The organism is Paenibacillus sp. NPDC101420 (assembly GCF_050277435.1).
In the GTDB taxonomy this organism is placed as follows: Bacteria; Bacillota; Bacilli; order Paenibacillales; family Paenibacillaceae; genus Paenibacillus_AQ.
On sequence record NZ_JBNNSE010000002.1, the window covers coordinates 1130954 to 1150916 of the forward strand.

The 19963-nt window shown below is 40.8% G+C and carries 21 protein-coding genes; all 21 read left to right on the forward strand.

The features are described 5' to 3' along the window. The first annotated feature begins 131 nt into the window (after window positions 1-131). Window positions 132-980 (forward strand): DUF2268 domain-containing putative Zn-dependent protease, encoded by an 849-nt coding sequence (locus ACQKMP_RS14070; protein WP_042189196.1) that lies wholly within the window; start codon window positions 132-134, stop codon window positions 978-980. A 482-nt stretch (window positions 981-1462) separates the two neighbouring features. Beyond that, entirely contained in the window at window positions 1463-1702 is a 240-nt protein-coding gene (locus tag ACQKMP_RS14075) for a hypothetical protein (protein WP_339241927.1), read from the forward strand. Between the two features lie 223 nt (window positions 1703-1925). Then, the gene (locus ACQKMP_RS14080) at window positions 1926-2720 is read left to right on the forward strand and encodes a hypothetical protein (RefSeq protein ID WP_339241925.1); all 795 of its coding nucleotides are present in this window, start codon (window positions 1926-1928) and stop codon (window positions 2718-2720) included. A 182-nt stretch (window positions 2721-2902) separates the two neighbouring features. After that, the gene (locus tag ACQKMP_RS14085; RefSeq protein ID WP_042189185.1) at window positions 2903-3106 is read left to right on the forward strand and encodes a helix-turn-helix transcriptional regulator; all 204 of its coding nucleotides are present in this window, start codon (window positions 2903-2905) and stop codon (window positions 3104-3106) included. Further along, complete coding sequence (locus ACQKMP_RS14090; protein ID WP_197071218.1) at window positions 3103-3312, forward strand: hypothetical protein; 210 nt, start codon at window positions 3103-3105, stop codon at window positions 3310-3312. The genes ACQKMP_RS14085 and ACQKMP_RS14090 overlap by 4 nt, the downstream gene beginning before the upstream one ends. A 182-nt stretch (window positions 3313-3494) precedes the next feature. Continuing rightward, on the forward strand, window positions 3495-3839 hold the full coding sequence (locus tag ACQKMP_RS14095; protein ID WP_339241923.1) for a hypothetical protein: 345 nt from the start codon (window positions 3495-3497) through the stop codon (window positions 3837-3839). 206 nt (window positions 3840-4045) lie between these two features. Next, window positions 4046-4960 carry a phosphotransferase gene (locus tag ACQKMP_RS14100; protein WP_427469577.1) on the forward strand — a complete coding sequence of 305 codons (915 nt, stop codon included), beginning with the start codon at window positions 4046-4048 and terminating at the stop codon, window positions 4958-4960. Window positions 4961-5187: 227 nt separating this feature from the next. Continuing rightward, window positions 5188-5526, forward strand: a complete 339-nt coding sequence (locus ACQKMP_RS14105) for a tyrosine-type recombinase/integrase (protein WP_231573289.1) — start codon at window positions 5188-5190, stop codon at window positions 5524-5526. 179 nt (window positions 5527-5705) lie between these two features. Further along, window positions 5706-6470 carry an SDR family oxidoreductase gene (locus tag ACQKMP_RS14110; protein WP_042189178.1) on the forward strand — a complete coding sequence of 255 codons (765 nt, stop codon included), beginning with the start codon at window positions 5706-5708 and terminating at the stop codon, window positions 6468-6470. 266 nt (window positions 6471-6736) lie between these two features. Further along, window positions 6737-7159, forward strand: coding sequence for a GNAT family N-acetyltransferase (locus ACQKMP_RS14115; protein ID WP_042189175.1), 423 nt, complete (start codon window positions 6737-6739; stop codon window positions 7157-7159). A gap of 679 nt (window positions 7160-7838) precedes the next feature. After that, a complete protein-coding gene (locus ACQKMP_RS14120) occupies window positions 7839-8432 on the forward strand; it encodes a chloramphenicol phosphotransferase CPT family protein (protein WP_042194099.1) in 594 nt (197 codons plus the stop codon). A 504-nt stretch (window positions 8433-8936) separates the two neighbouring features. Then, window positions 8937-10034, forward strand: coding sequence for a WG repeat-containing protein (locus tag ACQKMP_RS14125; protein WP_042189172.1), 1098 nt, complete (start codon window positions 8937-8939; stop codon window positions 10032-10034). A 409-nt stretch (window positions 10035-10443) separates the two neighbouring features. Beyond that, entirely contained in the window at window positions 10444-10911 is a 468-nt protein-coding gene (locus ACQKMP_RS14130) for a DUF2691 family protein (RefSeq protein WP_427469578.1), read from the forward strand. Window positions 10912-11009: 98 nt separating this feature from the next. After that, on the forward strand, window positions 11010-11567 hold the full coding sequence (locus tag ACQKMP_RS14135; RefSeq protein WP_042189168.1) for an AAA family ATPase: 558 nt from the start codon (window positions 11010-11012) through the stop codon (window positions 11565-11567). A 282-nt stretch (window positions 11568-11849) separates the two neighbouring features. Beyond that, complete coding sequence (locus ACQKMP_RS14140; RefSeq protein ID WP_197071217.1) at window positions 11850-12320, forward strand: hypothetical protein; 471 nt, start codon at window positions 11850-11852, stop codon at window positions 12318-12320. A gap of 158 nt (window positions 12321-12478) precedes the next feature. After that, window positions 12479-12634: a hypothetical protein gene (locus ACQKMP_RS14145; RefSeq protein WP_156113135.1), complete on the forward strand. Its 156-nt coding sequence runs from the start codon at window positions 12479-12481 to the stop codon at window positions 12632-12634. Between the two features lie 485 nt (window positions 12635-13119). After that, window positions 13120-14733, forward strand: coding sequence for a response regulator (locus tag ACQKMP_RS14150; protein ID WP_042189163.1), 1614 nt, complete (start codon window positions 13120-13122; stop codon window positions 14731-14733). A 20-nt stretch (window positions 14734-14753) separates the two neighbouring features. Further along, a complete protein-coding gene (locus tag ACQKMP_RS14155) occupies window positions 14754-16529 on the forward strand; it encodes a cache domain-containing sensor histidine kinase (protein WP_427469579.1) in 1776 nt (591 codons plus the stop codon). Window positions 16530-16752: 223 nt separating this feature from the next. Next, on the forward strand, window positions 16753-18102 hold the full coding sequence (locus ACQKMP_RS14160) for an ABC transporter substrate-binding protein (RefSeq protein ID WP_042189158.1): 1350 nt from the start codon (window positions 16753-16755) through the stop codon (window positions 18100-18102). An 81-nt stretch (window positions 18103-18183) separates the two neighbouring features. Next, a complete protein-coding gene (locus ACQKMP_RS14165) occupies window positions 18184-19122 on the forward strand; it encodes a carbohydrate ABC transporter permease (protein WP_427469580.1) in 939 nt (312 codons plus the stop codon). 1 nt (window position 19123) lies between these two features. Continuing rightward, complete coding sequence (locus ACQKMP_RS14170; protein ID WP_379423885.1) at window positions 19124-19960, forward strand: carbohydrate ABC transporter permease; 837 nt, start codon at window positions 19124-19126, stop codon at window positions 19958-19960. Window positions 19961-19963: the final 3 nt, after the last annotated feature.

Below are 19963 nucleotides of genomic sequence, written 5' to 3' on the forward strand. Positions count from 1 at the left end.
CAATTCCAAAAAAAGGAATGGATTACTTTCCCACGAATATTTAATGTGAAATATCCAATCTTTGGAGGAATGAAATGACTACGATGCTGTCTATTCGGAAATTTTAAAATTATATTTTGGGAGTTGTTTAGATGAGAATAATAAAAATGATTGACAACTACAATGAGATGTGTGACATGTCAAAAATTCAGGACAAATTTAACGCTTATAAGTGTTATACTGAAAAATATCCAGATTTATATGACGGTATTTTTAAGTATTTTTATATGACTGATATTAGCAATTTGCAATCAATGATAGAACAGTGTGACTTTAATTCTTGTCTTGCGAAAGCGAAAGAAAATATAAATAACGGTATTGTTGATAAGATTGTCAAGACAGTGAATAAAACCATTAAATTGTTGAATTATCATGGCGATTTTGATTTATACATTGGGCTTGACCTAGGTATGCACGGAGGCGTTGCGCTTCCGGTTAATCACGGAAACCCCTATGCTTACATTGGAATTGACAGAAATATAAGTGAATCAAACGTCGAGTCATTAATTCCGCATGAACTAAATCATATGGTGCGCGGTGCTATTTTACAAAACATAGATATGTTTGACTTCACCGAACGGGTAATATCGGAAGGTTTGGGCACTTATTGTCCTGTCGCTTTCAAATATGGCAGTTGTGATTTTGACTTAACTATTGAGATAGTGGCGGAAGTAATGGGATTGCCAATAAATAAAACAATGAAACTCATGAATAATAAAAATTCGTTAGAAAAGGCGGTTGTAAACGAATTTGGGACACCCTTGACCGCAGAGAAAATGAGTCAGTTTTTTATGTGGAGTGGTGATGATGCTACCGAATATCCTTTAAGCGGATATTTCATTGGTATGTATATAATTCACGATTTAATCACCAAAGGGTACACAATCTGTGAATTAACTGCAATGTCATCACAGGTTATTTATCAAAATTATACAAAATAAGCGTTATTCTTATTCACCTTTTTTCCTAAAAGTTTAATAATTTTATACATTCTTCAAAAAAGCATTCCCATATTTTTGATAAGGAAGTAATTACAAATAATACATAATATGTAATATGATAAGGGATGAAAAAGGAATTAATACATTCTGCGCCAGGAAAACTTGTCAACGTCAATGGCCTTGAAATGCATTTTTTTTGGAAGGGAATGGAGGAAAGACACTTGTGTTTATGGCCGGAAGCGGAACAGGTTGCCCCACTCTTGACTTCAAGCCATTGTGGTCATTGTTGACAAAAAGACATAGGATAGTCGTAATCGAAAAGGTAACTCAGCTAGGTGAAGTTACACTAACGGGACACGATAGCACCAGACATGACGGTAGCCGGCCACACGATCGGTTGCCGTTGCTCGTTGAAGTAAACGGGCAGGAGAGCATAGTTATTTGGCGGATTTTTAAGTCAATAATAATAAGGAGGCAATATTTTGAGAATTATTGGTGAACCCAGAATATCAAATGATTTTATAATTGCAGAAATTGAAATTGATGAAATGGACTTAAAAACTGGGTTGTTTAATACAAGATTAATTCTCTGCAATTATACTAAATCAAAAGGTAAATTCATATTTCGCGGAATTCATAAACTATCAATAGATCTAGAAAATTTCATTAATAGTGAAATTCCAAAACTAAAAGCAATTAGACTAAGAACAAATTTCATGTAAATCGGGTTTTTACCATATATCGAGACCATGATCTATCCAAACAATCCGTTTAGAACTAACGGGAGACGTTAGTTTAGGCCAGCAAATAAGACGAGGCTGCCGGCAAGAACGGCGGCCTCATTAAGCTATTGGGTAGGAAAGTTTTAAGGGAAATATTTACACAGAAACAAGTAATTAGTATGATTAAAGGGTATCGAGCAAACAGCCAAAGGGGGTTTTTTAATTGGAATTTGTTCTTTCCCATAAAAAGTTTAACGCCAAAAGAGGATCCCTTGTTAGTACAATTACTGGAGTGTTAGAACATCTTTCGGCATTGTATGCGAATATTGGGGAGGCCAAGGAGAAAGACGGCACTTGGTCTTTACTAGAAAGCACTCCAACATGCCCTACATGTAATGGCATAGGCACTGTCATTGGTGATATAGATCCAAGTCGTATGGTCGCAACTGAACTCTCGCTTAAAAAAGGAGCTGTGCTTTTATGGGCGGGTACTAACTGCGGACCTGTTGTAAAGATCAGAGAATTGGCTAAAATGATCGGAATTAACTTTGAACGGCCACTTGCTGAGCAGGATAAGCGATTTACTGATATTTTACTTTATGGATATGATAAGGAACCTGTAACATACGTTCACAAGAAAAAGGAACTTAGAAACTATTATCGTGGATGCGTTTTCGATTTGAAATATATGCGTGATGCAGGAACAACTAGTAAAGGAAACCTTTGGGCGATAAAATTATTCTCCAGACATGATAAGTGCCCAAATTGTACCGAATGCTTGTTGGAGCAGGAACGCTTGGTTATGGGGAATTCCCTTTCAGATGTGTTGAGAATGCCGATTTCAGAATCACTATTGTTTCTCCAGAAATTACGAAATTGTCTCGACAAGCAAGTGTTAGATAATTATTGCGAATTGATTAATGATCTAGAACTGCGTTTATCTTATCTTAAAAAAATTGGTTTAAAGTCTCTTTCGGCATTCGATGTTAGAGACTTGGTGAATCCGAAATTTGGTTAAACTAACGGAGAACTATAGTTCAATAATGAGAGGGCTGCCGAGAGGTAGCCCTTTGTTCAACTAACGGGCAGGTTAGATGCAATAGGTTCTAATTAAAAATGTAAAAACAATTTGACATTACATTATATGTATTGTACATTGAAAATGTAAAAAGTTTTTTACATCCCGGGAATGGTGATACCTTGAAAAATAAAATTAGAGATATTAGAAAAAAGATGAAGCTGTCTCAAGAAGATCTTGCCATTAGATGTGGAGTTACAAGACAAACAATTAATGCTATAGAAAACGATAAATATGACCCCACATTAACTTTGGCATTTAAATTATCTAATCAACTTAAAATTACAGTTGACCAGTTATTTACTTACAAGGAGGACTCGAAATGAAACTGCAAAGAGCCGATGAAATGGAACAATTTCAAAATGATAAATCAGCTAAAAATGCTTATATATTTTTTACTTTAGCGTTGTTGGTTTGGTCATTAGTCAACTTTTTCTCTAAAGGTAAAACGGACTGGGAATTCACTATTTTGTTGATAGGTAATACAATTTTCTTATGGTCAAGAGTCTACTATAAAAGAAAAATGAAATGAATAACAAAGGAACATGTGGATCGATGGTTGTTAGGCTAACGGGACACTATAGTTCAATATATGAGAGGGCTGCCGAGAGGTAGCCCTTTGTTCAACTAACAGGCAGTAATCTGTAAATAAAAGTGGCACTAGATTTCCAAAAATTAGGGCATGATCTTCAAATGGATAAATAAGGAGAAAATATGAACACTGAAGATTACAAAGGTAATGATGATTTACAACTGTATGATTCAGTCATAAAGAAATTCGTTATTGACCAACAAAACAAGACCGTTGAGTTTTACTTTCTTAAGGTAATTGAGCGAGTAGACAGAAGTGAGCATAGCTTTACTTATAAAGTAAGGGAAGCAAGGCTAAAATTTTCAGGTGTGGTATATGCGAAACTACCATATTGGATGGAATTTGATGAATGGAGTGAATTTTACCGCTCCGCAGTTATCAAAACTTCAAGTATCCTACAAAGAGTTCCCGAACGAGCACAAAAACATAAAGAACTAAAGAACTCCTACATATCTATTTGGGTATAGACAATGGTAATGAATATGCAGAACAAGATATAATCTGCGAAAGTTTTGCAATAGAATTGGAACCAGAAGAGTACATTTTGCATAATGATTTCGACTGGTAATATGTAGAATAATACTGATATGCAATCAACTAACGGGCAGTTATGCGTAACTACCAGGGAATGTAAACATCTAAATAACGTAAGGAACGAGGAGGCAGACATTTCATGGGAGGAACGAATGTATGGGATGCGGAGTGGGAGGTTAACGAAGAGCAGGCGCGGACGCTGATCGGCAGACAATTCCCTCAGCTGTCATCGAAGAAAGTGAAGCGATTGGGCTGGGGCTGGGACAATACGGTTTTTCTCATCGGTGACGAGTACGTGTTCCGGTTTCCAAGAAGAACGATTGCAGTTGGCTCGATTCATATGGAAGGGAAGCTGCTGCCGAAGCTGGAGGCATATATGACCATCCCCTATCCGAAACCGTTGTTTTATGGCGAAGCAAGTGACGAATACCCGGCACCATTTCTTGGCTATGCCTACGTGCCAGGAGATTTCCCAATCGGTTTGACGGAAGAACGCCGGGCTTTATCGGCAGAGACGCTGGCGAAATTTTTGCGGAGATTGCATGAGTTTCCGGTGCAGGCGGCGCTGAAGTGCGGAGTTCAGCAAGATCATCGAAACTTGACGGACATAGCATCGCGCAAAGTGAAATTGGAGGGCTTTCTATCGAAGGTGGTTGAACACTTGTCGCCGGAGGAGTCCGGTGTGATCGAAGCGTATATTAGCAGGCTGCAAAAGGACCGTGTCGAGTCGGTGAATGCACTGCTACATGGCGATCTTCATTTCAAAAATATGCTTGTGAATGAGAACGGGATCGTTTCCGGCATCATTGATTGGGGCGATCTGAGCGTAGGCCATCCGGCTTGCGATTTGAGCGTTGCTTATAGCTTTTTACCACCTTACGCTCGTGGCGTGTTTTTCGAAACGTACGGAGGAGCGGACGAGGAAACGAAGCTGCTGGCGCGGCTGATCGCGGTATACATCCCCATACTGATCTTAATGCAAGCGGTCGATGACGGGAATGAAGCGATTGCGGCAGAGGCGAAATCCAACATCATGCGGGCACTGTCGGATTAGGCTCATTATTTCGTTGCGGCTATGGGGCTATGGCTATCGGCACCATTTTGTCGTTTAAAGGCCGCGATAAGGTACGATCCGCCTTCTCTGATGCCGCTTTATGTTGAGGAACACGAAATTCAACAGAGTAAGTCGTTGCGCTAACGAGACTCGATAGTTCAAACAACCATAGAGCAGACCGCTATGGGCAGCTGCTCCCAAACGGTAAGGGCTCCAAGCAGAGAGAAGTGTACTTTACGACAGAGTGCAAAGTATGGTTAAGGAAGTACCTGACCAGTCTTGGAGATACCTGTAAAGCCTTATTCGTAATGGATACCAACCCAACTAAACGCATGGCTATTCCTACAATAAGGTGGGCATTAAAACGACTTGCAGATCGAGGAGAGATTGAAACGAATGTTTATCCGCATCGCTTTCGACATACCTATGCTTGCCAACTCCTTGATAACGGTGCTCCCTTGGATTTCATCCAAGGTATGTTGGGTCATGAGAAAGCCTCAACCACGCAAATATACGCACAACTTCGTGGCGAACGCAGGAGAGAAATGTATCGACGATTTTTTTAGCATATAATAGCGGCAGATCCCTTTTAGAAATCTGCCGCTATTCAACTAAAGGGCAGTATAGTTTAATAAGCACGGAGAACCTACCAAAAGACATCCCCTTGTAACCGAATGAGAGAGCAACATTTCAAATGTTATCCTGTGATATAACTATATCTGAATTCGGACAAGGAGATGAAAGCATGAGTAAGTTGGAAGGTAAAATCGCTTTAATAACTGGAGCGAGCCGAGGAATTGGCCGCAGCATCGCATTGCGTCTGGCACAAGAGGGCGCATTTGTCGTCGTGCACTATGGAAAAAGACGAAATGAAGCGGAGGCAGTCGTTCACCAGATCAAGCAAAGCGGAGGTAACGCGTGCGCAATTGGTGCTGACCTGAGCACTCTCGATGGCATTCATGATTTATTTTCGGTACTGGATGATGACATTCGGAAACGTACGGGCGGTAGCGGATTCGATATTCTTGTCAACAATGCTGGAATCGGTCAAATAGTTAGCCTAGAAGAGACAACTGAAGAATCTTTTGACGAGGTGATGAAGATTAACGTAAAAGCACCGCTTTTTGTTACCCAGCAAGCTTTACCGCGTCTAAAAGACGGGGGGCGCATTATTAATATTTCATCCTTTGTGACGCGCGTAGCCTCTCCAAGTGTGTTCACCTACAGCATGTCGAAAGGGGCCATCGATACATTTACGCATCTTCTGGCCAAACAACTGGGTAACCGCAATATTACGGTAAACGCCATCCAGCCCGGCATTATTAACACAGAGATGAATGCCGGGACGTTGCAAGATCCCCATGGACAAAAATATGCGGCCGGTCTTTCAACCTTCAACAGGTGGGGAGAACCTGAGGATGTAGCGGATATTGTTACCTTTCTCGCTTCGTCGGACAGCCGTTGGGTAACTGGTCAATTGCTCGATGCAAGCGGTGGATCTCACCTATAAGTAAAATCATTAGATGAATCCCACACTTTATGTTCATTTCACTATTATAATCCCACCCGATTTAAGGGATGAAACAGAGTGTTTCATCCAAGTATGTTTATATCCTTGATTAAGCTAACGGGGAACGATAGTATAGTACATCATTAGGCTTCCAGCACGATCGGCAGCCTGTTTAGTTAACGTGCAGAATAGTTGGGTATTAATGGTGAATATTTGAAAAAGGGGCATACATCACATCAAAATTTCAGTGCAGAGGGAGTGAGCAATTGAATATTAGAGAGGCTCATGAAGGGGATTACCCTGAACTAAGAAAGCTGTATCTCGAATCACGGCACAATACCTTCGTATGGGACAATATTATTGAAATGACCTTGGAGGATTTCGACAAGCATACGGAGGACGAATTCATCATCGTAGTAGAAGAGGCCGGTATCCTTATGGGCTTTACCTCCTTGTATTTGCCGGATAACTTCATTCATAATCTTTTTGTTCACCCTGATTGCTCAGGGAAAGGAGTCGGCAGTCGTTTGCTGCAAGCAGCTGACGTTAAAATGAATAAACCGATGCGATTAAAATGCGTATCTAAAAATCATAAGGCATTGACCTTTTATGAACGCAACGGATGGAAGAAGGTTGATGAGGAAGGCCGTCTGGGAGAAGAGAAGTACTGGGTTATGGAATATAAATAAAACAAGGAACCGCATTTGGTTCCTTGTCAGGCTGTCGAGAAAGGCTCGACAGCCATTCTTTTTGCTTAATATTTCTATACGACAAGATAACAGGCAACCTCAAAGAGTTTCATTATGTTTATGCCTCCAATAACTGACTTTATAGTGACCAAACAGTGCATTTCGTTCAACTAACGAGACACGATAGTTCAATAATACACATTGATGAGCAGGAGCTACGGTATCCTGCTTTTTTCATTGAACGGGCAGGGTGGTTCCAATATATGGTATATTTAAATAAGACGAAATCCTACTTATTGGAGGCCATAAGAATTGTCCAATCCATTATTGGGGTATGGTAGAGGGAGCGTGATGTAGTGGAAAAGATAGCTGGAATTTATTTGTTTTTTATTTTTATGATTCCTATGGCATCAACGTCCGTTTGTACTTTTTTGATTCTCGTGATACCTCAATCTTGTTCAAATAAAATCTAGGGTTGTTCCCAATAGTAAGCAAAAAGCGGTTAACCTAACGGGAAACTATAGTTCAATAATGAGAGGGCTGCCGAGAGGTAGCCCTTTGTTCAACTAACGGGCAGGATAGTTCAATCGTTTCTCGAATATTTTATGAGTTGGATAATTTTATGAACTTTGTGATTATAACGTTATCTGTAAAATACGTTTTTGAAGGGATGATTAAATTGAAACAAGGGATATTAGTTTATCTAAATGGAACTTCAAGTTCTGGAAAGACCTCCATATCGACTGAACTGATAAATCAGAAAGAGATTCCTTTTTATCATTTATCAATTGATGATTTTTTTAATAATTACAATGATTTTATTAATAATAAATTTCCAGATGAACCTCCAAGAGAAATAGATCATCAAGTTGTCTCACAAATACTTGATGATTCCATATTCTCAGTGTACCATTCGACAATTAAATTGTTATCAGAATTGGGTTTTAATGTAATAGTAGATACCGTAATCGACAATGACAAGAGGTTTAATGAGTTTCTTGATCAATTTTTCGATCAGCCTACGTTATTTATAGGTGTAATATGCTCGAAAGAAGAACTCATAAGAAGAGAGCAAGCAAGAGGAGATAGAAAAATTGGATTAGCAGCTTCACAGTTCAGCACAGTATATTGCATTGATGAATATGACCTTGAAGTAAATACTGAAGAGATGAATCCAATAGAATGTGCCGAAAAGATATTGAGTTTTATTAAGTCCAATAAGGAATATTCGGTATTTAAGAAATTAAGTAAAAGAAATGTTAGTGTTTCTTAGAAGGCGTATTCATCAGATAGCACCATATTTAAGCATTGGGAGACTATAGTTGAACGAAACAAGGAACGGTTTGCCTCGGCAGTGTTCCTTGTTTTTATTAAGTTAACGGGCAGGATAGTGCAGAAAACTAAGATTGATAAGAATGTTAGTGGGTATTAAGCGAAAATCTTTTCTATAATAAATTTAATTGATTTACCATCACCGAAAGCTTGGTGAATAGATTATGGCGATGAAAAATAGGCAATTCGATGAAGACATAAAATACTGCTAAAAGAACTGGGGCCGATAAGTAGGGAATAATCATATTTTACCAAATAGCAGCTCCAGTGTCCGTAAGACTCGGAACGAAACAGTATTTTTCTGATCGGCAGTATGTGGGCGGGCGAAATGTGGGATTAAGCGAAGGCTTTTTGTGATTTATTCCCAATCACGCGCAACAAGACCGGTACAAGTGTCGTCTATACTAACGATTGGAAAATAGTCTCTGAGGAGCGTGGACAACAGGTGCTTAAAAAGATGGCTCTTACCCTTATATTTACGACGATGGTATTCAGTACAAACGTGGCGGAGCAATCGCTGGCTGCCAGTGCGACCGCTATGCAGGCGCAGACAGGCGATCAACTGTATCCGATTGAAGTTAATGGAAAATACGGTTTCATCAACGGCAAAGGCAAGGAGGTCATCGAGGCGGTGTACGACGGATACGGGTATTCAGGAGTATCCGGAGGGACGGTGTATGTCGAGGACTATGCGGCTAAAAAGCAATATTATTTCAGCTCGGCGGGCAGCGAGCTGTTCGAATACAAGTTGAGAGATGCCGGCATTCTTTATAATGACCGTGCGCTGTATACGACGCAGGTTCAGAACGCTGACGGAGCTACGGCGACACGGTACGGATATATAGACAGCCATGGCAAGGTGAGCATACAGCCCATCTACGCCCGGGCGTTTAATTTCTCCGAAGGTCTGGCTCGGGTCAATGTGGGCAAAGCATCGGGGTACATCAACACGAAGGGCGAGCTGGTCATTCCGTACCGGTATAGCTCGACGTCCGATTTCTCCGAAGGTATGGCGACCGTAGTGCTTGCGTACGGCGGCAAATACGGCTATATCGACACCACCGGCAAGCTCCGCGTTACGCCCCGGTATGATTACGCCACACCGTTTTCAAACGGGGCGGCAGTAGTTTACGTGAACGGAAAATACGGGTACATCGACAAAAACGGCAATTACCTGATAAAACCGCAGTTCAGCATGGCGCAGCCGTTCTCGGAAGGACTGGCTTTTGTCGAGCGTAATGGAGTCAGCTTCTACATCAACAAGAAGGGAACCAAAGTCATTCAGGGCTTTACAGCCGGAGGCTTGTTCAAGGGCGGCCTGGCTCCGGCCAGCAAGGGGCAGAGTTACGGTTATATCAATACATCCGGCCGCTTTGTGATCAAGTCGCAATTCTATTGGGCTGACGCTTTTAACGGAGAATTGGCGGTGATCAGCTTGCTCGTTCCGAATTCGCGCGAGGAAATCAGAGGGTACATGAACCGCAGCGGAGCGATCGTCTGGCCGCCGGCTTCCGAACTTCCGAACGGAGTGACAAAACTATAGTAAGGCAGAACAACTGAGCTTCACAGATTGTATCGGAAAAAGAGCGCATTACAGCTAATGAAATTAACGAAACTAACAATATTAACTTGCTGTTAAATTCTAATGGCAAATGGATGATAACATCAATATTATTAAAAGAAAACAGATCCCTCAGATTAGGCTAACGGGACACGATAGTTGAACATAAAGGGTTTCACATATTAGTCATGACTAATATGTGAAACCCTTTATTAAACCTCAGGTTTTCCCCTTTCTTCAAAGCCATTCCCCTTCCGTGATGCCATCTAAAGCTTCAACTGCGGGCGGGAAATGCTATACCAATAAATTTCGATTCTCATTACCCTAACGGGTACGATATTTAAACGGCTGAGAACGCAGCCCGTTTGAATTGATGGGAGGAAGCGAGCAAATGAACAGAGGAGTCCAATTTGAGATACCGAATGAATGGGGTAGCCATCTTGGCGAGGTACTGGAACCTTTCAATATCAGTCAATTTGATTGGTATATTGGTGGAGAGGAAGCATATCAGGATACTGGGGAGGGTAAAATTGAACCCATGTTCCATGGAGAGATATATGGAATGAAGGGGCAAGACCTCAGTGAAACTTTGAAATCAAGAGTTTATTATATAATTTTCGCGAATTTCAAGGCATATTTAAAAGGTGAAATCATTAAAGATGTTCTCACATATGAGGAATTCTTAAATAGTCAGTGCCAGTTGGTTCTGTTGTTGGTTGACTCCTTGTACGTCACAATTTATTGTAAGGACGAAAAAATAATTAATGATTTATATCTGAATGGAGTCAGAAAAGGATATGAGAACGTTGAGTATATTACCGACGAAAATGATTTTAGAACAAGTCTATCTGTGTGGTAAACATACACGTTCCTGTTCAACTAACGGGCAGTTTAGTGCAATAAAACTTTACCAATTGTGGTACTATTATTAAAATGACTTCGAAAAGTGGTGATATCATGAAATTTGTTTTGATATTTGGTCCTCAGGCAGTTGGTAAAATGACAGTGGGGCATGAACTGGAAATGATATCTGATTTAAAATTGTTCCACAACCATATGACGATAGAATTGCTGGCTCCATATTTTGGCTTCAGTAGTGAAATGTGGGGATTATCGGATAAATTCCGTCAAGATATATTTGAAGCAACCGCCGTCAGTAAAATGTATGGAATGATATTTACATATGTATGGGGATTCGATTTGCAGAGCGATTGGGATTATGTCGATAAAATTTGTAAAATATTTGAGGATCAAGGTGCAGATGTCTATTTTGTTGAGCTTGAAGCCGATCTTGAGGAGAGAATAGAGCGTAACAAGACTCCCCATAGACTTGAACATAAACCGACAAAGAGAGATATCACATTCTCTGAACAGGATCTAAAACAGACAATGGAGCAACATCGATTGAACTCGTTAGAGGGAGAAATTAAAAAAGAAAACTATTTGAGAATAAACAATACGAAAATCAACGCTCGTGAAGTTGCTGAAATCATAAAAAATAGATTCGCTTTATAACGATTCTTGTTAAACTAACGGGACACTTTAGTTCAATAAACCAACAGTAGTCGAGGACTTTATTTTTTAGTTTAAGGCAACTGTTAGTTTTTTATATTGGAACCCTCAAAACGAGTTCTTTTGGAATTCGCTAGTAAGCAGTATGAGTCTACTGCGATGTATCTACGTACTGCAAATGACAATGGAAAGTGATTAAACTTTGGGCAGAATAATTCAATCATTTATGCGGAAAATAACCCAAACATTTATGGGGGATTCTGTTCAATGTTACGGAGAGGCGTTTTGATTTTTTTGATCTTGTTGAGCGGCATTAATGTAATGAGTAAAGCTACAGCATCCACCAGTTCAGGGATCACATTAGTAGACGCTTTCCAGATCGGTCTTACAGAATCAAGAAAATGGGATGCTCAGGCGAATCTAATCTCAATCACGAGTGTTGGTGACACAAGCTCAACACCACCATCTACTCTTGCTATTGATGGCAAAAGAGAAGTTTGGAATTTGCTCTTTGGAAATGGTCAAAGAAATCAAATTTTAATCATTAACATAAAAAAAGGTAAGATTGCGATTAAAAACGATGTCAAACCAGGGGAAGGATGGGCTAAAGGATATCATTTCAACGTTATAAAAGACCATCAAGCCTTGTTTTTTGGAGTAATTGGGCAGAACAAGTACGGTATGATGACAAAACTGTATATGGACAAGACAGGGAAGGTTCTGGGTTCCGAAACGAAAAATGAAGGTCTGAAATAACTTTTCCTCCATGAACTCATTGAACTAACGGGACACGTTAGTGGAATAGCGGTTGCTTCGGCAGCCGTTTTTTATTTGTTCAACTAACTGGCAGTTTAGTTGAAAAGAAAATGGTATAGTTTTCTTGTGGAAATTTGAAATTTTGGGGGTAATTAATTATGCTTTTATCACTTTTAGGTATTTCAATATCACTTTTTGGAATAGCACTTATATTAACATCAAGTGGTTCAGCAACAGCATTTGGACTTGGTGTTTCATTTGTAGGTTTAATAGTTTCATTAATTGCTTGTTTTAGAGGTGAACATAAAGCTTAAAAGACAAGTAAACTAAAGGGGAACGATATCTCATTAAACCGGCGGCAGTCTAAGACTTTATTTTTAAGTCCAATACTGCCGCTGGTTTTATATTTGAGGCAGTGTAAGACTTTTTTAACTTCAGACATTAAAAAGAATAACAGGTGAGCAGTAACGGAGGGGAAGTTTGGAACTGTAGGAGCGATAGCGACCGCCCGAAAGCTTTCCGTAGGAAAGCTCGCATCGTAAGCATAAGCTGTCTCCGGATTTCAACCGTAATCACGGTTAAATTACTGGGGACAACAGCGGCCGGAAGTCCAAACATTCCCTGCAGTTACGACCTCCACCGTATAATATTTTCTTTTAAAACATTCTTAAATAACTGCAGTTTCTCCTTAAAAAAGTTCATTCCCACACAATGCACCAAAGATTGTTTGTCTGTTATCATTAGAATAAGTTTATTAGGCTACTGTGAGATGATTTTTCTAAGGTAGGGGGACTGTAGAATGAAGGGAATTCGGGTACTGCTCGCCGATGATGAACCGGTGATTTTGCGAGGTCTAAAAAAACTAATTTCTTGGGAAAACCTCGGACTCAGCATCGTTGGAGAAGCCAATGACGGTCTTGAATTGAAACAACAGATCGAAGAACATAATCCCGATTTGATCATTAGTGATATAAGCATGCCTGGCTATACAGGAATAGATATTATCCGCGAAATTCATGAAGCTGGCAGGTCGGTAAAGGTTATTTTTATTAGCGCTTATCAGGAGTTTACATATGCCCGTCAGGCACTGCAATATGGTGCGCTGGATTACTTGGTGAAGCCAGTGAATAAGAACCAGCTGGAGCAGGTCGTTAGTAAAGCTGTTTCGCTTATTCGTCAAGAAACTGAAGGAGAACGCAACAAAGAAAAGCTGAACCATTATGAACAGAGAAACCACAGATTAACCATCGAAGAATTGCTCGATAAGCTGACGGACGGTAACAAGGGGACGGCGGATACCCTACAAGATATGGGGATTATTGCACTCAGTCGGTACGTTAGTATTTGTATAGTGGAGACGGATGAATCCTCAGGTCAGCCATCCAGATGGGAGGAGCGTGAACGTAAGCTGATTGATTTTGCGCTCTCTAACATTATTAAGGAAACTGTAGAGCAAAGAGAGAATAGTTATATGTTCCGCAAAGGTGAACGTTTTTGCATTCTACTTCAACATGAGCATGCGGAGGAACCAGAGAGATTGGCAGAGGATCTGCATGGGAAGATTAATAATTTTCTCAAATTGAAGGTATCCATTGGCGTGGGCAACACCGTAGACGGAATGGACGAAGCTGATAATTCTTACTGCAACGCTTTGAAAGCGCTACACTGTAAATATTTCGCAGGGCTAAATCGTGTCTTATCTTATAGAAAGAATCCTTTCGAAAATGAATCGTTAATCATAACTCCTTTGCATGAAATACAATCCACCCTAAGCATCGCCTTAAAATCTCAAAACAAAGAGCAAATAACATATGAGAGCTCGCGATTACTTCAGATGATTCGGATCATGGCTGATGGGAATAGAAATCAAGCGGTGTCTACCGTTTATAATGCGATCCTCCAACTTGAACAGGAGCTTATGCAATTTGGTGTGGAGGCAGGTCCTTCCGTTCAGGATACTAGTCCTATGCTTCAGCGAATGGCTAGTCTTACTACGTTTCAAGAAGTTGAGGAAGAGTTTCGATTGATTCTGGGTAAGATGTCTGAGCAAATCAGCAGTCGAATGGGCAACAAGGAGCTAAAGCTACTGTCACAAGTGAAGGCTTATATAGATGAGCATTATCCAGAAAACATAACGCTGGAGTCTATAGCAGGGATGATGTTTATGAACTCCTATTATTTCAGCAGCTTTTTTAAAAAGCATACCGGTCAGAACTTTAAGAACTATGTAACAGAGGTAAGAATGAATCACGCACTCCGCCTATTGCTGCAAAGCGATATGATGGTTTATGAGATTGCTGACAGTGTAGGATACAACAATGCTCGGCATTTTAGCGACATGTTTAAGAAGAAATACGGCAAACTGCCACAAGAGTATAAGCAATCTTTCAAAAGCCAATCGTCAGATGGATAGCAAAGGGGATGCCTTCATTCATGTTTATCTGGGGCCGAAGGTCCAAAAGCCTATTTGTTAAGTTCTCCGCTTCTTTTTTACTAGTCGGTCTGATTCCGTTGTTTGCGCTTAGCTATATCTCTGTTCAGACTTTCTCTGGATATGTCGAGCGTTACACAACAAGTAACTTGCAGCAAATGGTGCTATATATGAGCTATAACTTAAATTCTGCCTTTAATCAGTACAATGAGATTTCCAAACTGATGTACACGGGGCGTTATGAAGGCTTTATCGAGAGTTATTCGCAGAATCAAACCTATAATGTAAATGAGCTAGAACAAATCAACACGATTCCCATTGAATCTTTTCTAAAAACAGTTCTATACAGCGACTCTTATATCACTAGTGTTTATTTTCATAGGGAGTTAGACGATAAGCTATATTATCAGGAAAAAGAAAACAAGGGGATCAACTTTGATCTGCTGCCCTATAAAGAGTGGTTGACGGAAATGGCTCCGGATCCATCTCATGTGGCTATTTTTCCTACTCATTCTGAGGAATACTTCATAGGCTCAAAGCGAAGTGTATTCACAATTGGACGTACATTGATTGATATTTCTGGGCGTGTTACCAAGGAGCCAAAGGTTGTAGGGACTTTATTTATGGACGTTGATGCATCCATATTCAATCAGTTTTTTAGAGAGCTAAATCTCGGAGAACAGGATGATCTGTTTTTATTAGATGGCGATGGAAATATATATTTCACAAATGAGAACGCAGCAGAGAACGGTGAGGTACTACATGCACGGAAAGATGAGAAAATGATCGTCCTCAGTGAGGATATTCCTTTTCTTAACGGCAAGGTAACTGCAAGAATTCATCGAGCGAATTTATTCGATCAGCTTTTTTCAGCCCGTACGACCGTGTTTATAGCGATGTTTATTTGTGCGATTGTGATGATTCTCATGGGAGTCTGGTTCTCTAGAAGATTAGCTGCTCCGATACGAAACTTAATTAAGCAAATGGCAATTGTAGAATCCGGTAATCTTGATACCCAGATGGTAGTGAACAGCAATGATGAAATGGGTAGACTTAGCCATGGTTTTAATCGAATGGTTGAGCGTCTACAGGCTTATATCGATGAAGCTTACGTTGCCCAGATCAAGCAGAAGCAAACTGAGTTAAATGCTTTAAAAAGCCAGATTCGGCCACATTATTTATACAATACCCTGGAAGTTATTCGAATGAATGCCGTGGATAAAGATAATGATGAGGTTGCAGATATGATTTTATCGTTATCCAACCAGTTAAAATATGTGATTGATTATGGGGAGGATAAAGTAAGCATCCGAGAGGAACTGGATCATCTGCGGGATTATTTCTATATCATTTCTGTACGGTACGAGAATAAATTTGAGCTTGTCGTGGATGTCTCGCCGGAAGTGGATTTGAACTGGTACATTCTGAAATTGTCTCTTCAGCCGATTGTTGAAAATGCTATTCAGCATGGACTACGCGGTCAAGGGAGAGGTACAGTAGCGCTAACCGTCGAGAAGCAAGAGGATAAGTTGCTGGCTACAATCTATGATGATGGAATTGGAATGAGCAAAGAAAAGGTACTGCTGTTGAGTGAAATCTTGGAACAGCCTAGTTCGCCCAGTAAAAATGTCGGCTTAAAAAATGTTCATGAGCGGATTCGTACAGTATATGGTAAAGAATACGGGCTGTCCTTAAGTAGTAGAGAGCATATTGGAACATCGATTCTTTTGTCGTTTCCAATTGTAGAGAATCCCTATACAGTCGCAGATGGAGAATGAATATCAAGGGTTAGGCGATGAGCGAAAGACTGCGGTCTTTCGTTCTTTTTTTGAAATCGTACTTGAACACATCTTAAATTCACCACACATCCCGCTTAAAAAAGTTCATTCAAGCAACTAATAATGAATGCTATTCTTATAGCAACGGAAACGCTTTCGAGAGATGATGCGCACATCTTGCTTCAGTTTCCACAGTGAATACAAAAGGGGAGGCTACTAAGGTATGCTCACAAAAACAATGATGAAATTATCCGTATTGTTGCTCGCCACAACGACAGCTTTGACGGCTTGTGGTGGCAATAATAATAGTGCCGGCAATAGTGCAGGCAATACACCAGCATCCGAAGCACCTGCAAATGCACCGCAAGAGACGAAGAAAGAAGTTAGCTTTACGATAGGCTACGCATCCGGTGATCCGGCGACCAAAAAAGCTATCGCAGATACGGTCAAAAAATTTACAGAAGCTAATCCGAACGTCACCATCAAAGATTTGAGTGAAACTTCATCCGCTGCCTATCTTGACTGGCTCAAAACAAAAGATGCAGTGGGGGAATTCCCGGACCTGGTGGAAATGCGTGATACTGAAGTCTTTGCCGACGCAGGTAAAATTGTAGAGCTGCCTTCCGATCTACTAGATTTGTTCGAAGCCCCTCCTCAAGTGGATGGCAAGGTGTGGAATGCACCACTGCAAGTCAACGCACCTCAAGGAATTATCTACAGCAAAAAAGCATATGCAGATGCAGGGATCACCGAGCTTCCCAAAACCTATGACGAATTCATAGCTATTCAAGAAAAATTGAAAACATCAGGCATTACTCCGATTGTAGTGGGCGGAAAAGACATTTTCCACATGGGCTTCTGGGTAAACAAATTCCTGATCGATGATGTCTACTCGAAAGATCCAGATTGGAACTCCAAACGTACAGCTAAAACTGTCAGCTTCACAGATGCTAATGTTGTTCAAGGCATTACTGATTTTAAAGAGCTGTTCCAGAATTATGTCGATAAAGGCTGGCTCAGCACGGGCGACAATCAAACCGCTTCGATTCTTGTCTCAGGCAAAGCCGCGCAATTGTACTCCGGTACATGGATGTTTACACAAATTGCAGAAGCGGACCCGAACTTTGAATTTGGCTTCTATGGTCTTCCTGACCGTGAAGGGAATATCAATGTGATTGGTCTTCCGTCTCCAGCAGGCTGGTCCTTATCCACAGAAGCTGCTAAGGACGCAGAGAAGACAGAAGCCATTAAAGATTTTATCCGCTTCTTCTTCGGCCCGGAGCAATATTCGAATTATTTAGCGACGATAAACGCAATTCCTTCGACTAAAGAAAAAGTAACGTATGATACCAGTGAACAAATGCAAGTGGCTTTAGATCTTATTGCTGACACGAATGTAGTGAAGTCCTTAGCGATCAACAACTGGTGGGGTGATAACTTGATTCCTCCACAGTTCCGCAACTGGTATTACAAACTGCTGCAGGATCTTGTTGTGAAAGATGGAGACGTAACTAAATATATGCAAGATGCTGATAAAGAATATGACAACCAAGTGAAAGCTAATCAGATGTAAGTGCAGCGCCTGTTAGAGCAACCTCTGCTGCTGCAGAGGTTCTCTTTTTTACAAGCCTGCCTTAAGGGAGGGAGAGTAGCCATGGCTACATCCGCAGTAAATGCTGACAAGTCATTGATTGCCACGTTAAAGCTCAAAAAGAAAAAGAAGAAATGGCAGTCTTACGCTCTACTGTTCATATTACCCTCATTTATTCTATACACCATGTTCGTTATCGTCCCAACGGTAGGAAGTGTCTATTTAAGCTTTACTTCATGGGATGGTATCAGCGATGACGTCCGCTATATCGGTTTTGCTAACTTCGTGGAAATTTGGAATAGTCCAAGGGTGCATAATGCGCTGAAAAATACGATGATCATGACCCTTTCACTAGTTGTTCTAGAGAATATTGCAGCTATTGCAATGGCTATGTTGGTCGATAAGGTACGCTGGTTCCGTAATTTATTCAGAAGTGTGTTTTATTTCCCTACACTGCTGAGTGGGATCGTAATGGGCTTTGTGTGGGCGATGATTCTGAATTACAACTTTGGTGTATTTAATCAGATTCTGGAGTCTGCCCGTCTCGGAAGCTGGATTGTAGATTGGTTGGGCAATCCTAAATATGCGATGCTGTCAATAATTTTGTCTACCGTTTGGAAAGGCGCGGGTTATTATATGATCATTTATCTCGCTGGATTGCAAGGTATTCCGCAGGAATTGAATGAAGCGGCAAGCATTGATGGAGCAGGGGGCTGGCAACAATTCCGGCATATCACCTTTCCGCTGCTTGCGGGGTCAATGACTGTATGTATGGTACTATCGATGATCAGCGCTTTGAAGATTTTTGATCAGATTGCTGTCATGACCGATGGTGGTCCGGGCTTTGAGACGGAGACATTAACTTATATTATTTATAAAGTTGGGTTTGGTGAATTAAGACAAGGCTTTGGTACGGCGCTGGCCATGGTCTTGTTCTTAATCATACTGATCATTACAGTCTTTCAAGTGAAGGTTCTCCAGAAGCGGGAGGTGCAGCTCTAAAATGACGATGCAGACACGCAGAAGAGTTGGGCAAATCGCACTTTTTATGGTTACCTTAGTAGTGGCTATTCTATTTTTCTTTCCTATTTTCTTTAATTTGATGTCGGCCTTTAAGAGTAATGCAGAGATCATGAAGGATGCCATTGCTTTTCCGAAAACCCTTTATCTGGACAGCTTTAAATACCTGTTAACAGAAACAGAGTTTCCACGAGCGATTCTGAACAGTCTGATTCTGACAGCGGTGTCTATCGCCGCGCAGGTCTTGATCATTCCCATGGCAGGGTATGCCATTGAACGTAGAAATACTAGATGGACTCGATTTATGTTCGTATATTTTTTGGCCGGAATGATGATTCCTTTTCAGGCGTATATGATTCCTTTGTTCAAAGAGCTTAGAATGCTAGGATTGTACGGTAGTCTTGCGGGACCCATTCTTATTTATGTAGCCGGTGCGGTAGGTTTCGGATGTCTGCTGTATACCAGTTTTGTCAAAGGAATACCTAGAGAAATTGAAGAAGCGGCAGAGATTGATGGCTGTTCTCGGTACGGGATATTTTGGAGAATTGTTTTCCCGCTATTAGGGCCTGTTACGGCAAGTATGGTTGTCTTGAACGGACTTGGAATCTGGAATGATTTCCTGATGCCGATGCTGGTATTACCTTCAGGACAGGCTAAGACGATGGTTGTGGAAATTTACCGTTACATCGGAGAATTCTCTTCACGTTGGGATATGATTTTTGCGGGAACAGCGATGTCGGTGGTGCCTGTGTTGATTGTGTTTATCGCTTTGCAGAAGTATTTTGTGAAGGGGATTGCGTCGGGAGCGACGAAGGGGTAATTC

Coding starts and splice junctions, on each gene's coding strand:
- ACQKMP_RS14070 (WP_042189196.1), top strand. CDS start 132: ATGAGAATAATAAAAATGATTGACAACTACAATGAGATGTGTGACATG.
- ACQKMP_RS14090 (WP_197071218.1), top strand. CDS start 3,103: ATGAAACTGCAAAGAGCCGATGAAATGGAACAATTTCAAAATGATAAA.
- ACQKMP_RS14095 (WP_339241923.1), top strand. CDS start 3,495: ATGAACACTGAAGATTACAAAGGTAATGATGATTTACAACTGTATGAT.
- ACQKMP_RS14100 (WP_427469577.1), top strand. CDS start 4,046: ATGGGAGGAACGAATGTATGGGATGCGGAGTGGGAGGTTAACGAAGAG.
- ACQKMP_RS14110 (WP_042189178.1), top strand. CDS start 5,706: ATGAGTAAGTTGGAAGGTAAAATCGCTTTAATAACTGGAGCGAGCCGA.
- ACQKMP_RS14130 (WP_427469578.1), top strand. CDS start 10,444: ATGAACAGAGGAGTCCAATTTGAGATACCGAATGAATGGGGTAGCCAT.
- ACQKMP_RS14135 (WP_042189168.1), top strand. CDS start 11,010: ATGAAATTTGTTTTGATATTTGGTCCTCAGGCAGTTGGTAAAATGACA.
- ACQKMP_RS14145 (WP_156113135.1), top strand. CDS start 12,479: ATGCTTTTATCACTTTTAGGTATTTCAATATCACTTTTTGGAATAGCA.
- ACQKMP_RS14150 (WP_042189163.1), top strand. CDS start 13,120: ATGAAGGGAATTCGGGTACTGCTCGCCGATGATGAACCGGTGATTTTG.
- ACQKMP_RS14155 (WP_427469579.1), top strand. CDS start 14,754: ATGTTTATCTGGGGCCGAAGGTCCAAAAGCCTATTTGTTAAGTTCTCC.
- ACQKMP_RS14160 (WP_042189158.1), top strand. CDS start 16,753: ATGCTCACAAAAACAATGATGAAATTATCCGTATTGTTGCTCGCCACA.
- ACQKMP_RS14165 (WP_427469580.1), top strand. CDS start 18,184: ATGGCTACATCCGCAGTAAATGCTGACAAGTCATTGATTGCCACGTTA.
- ACQKMP_RS14170 (WP_379423885.1), top strand. CDS start 19,124: ATGACGATGCAGACACGCAGAAGAGTTGGGCAAATCGCACTTTTTATG.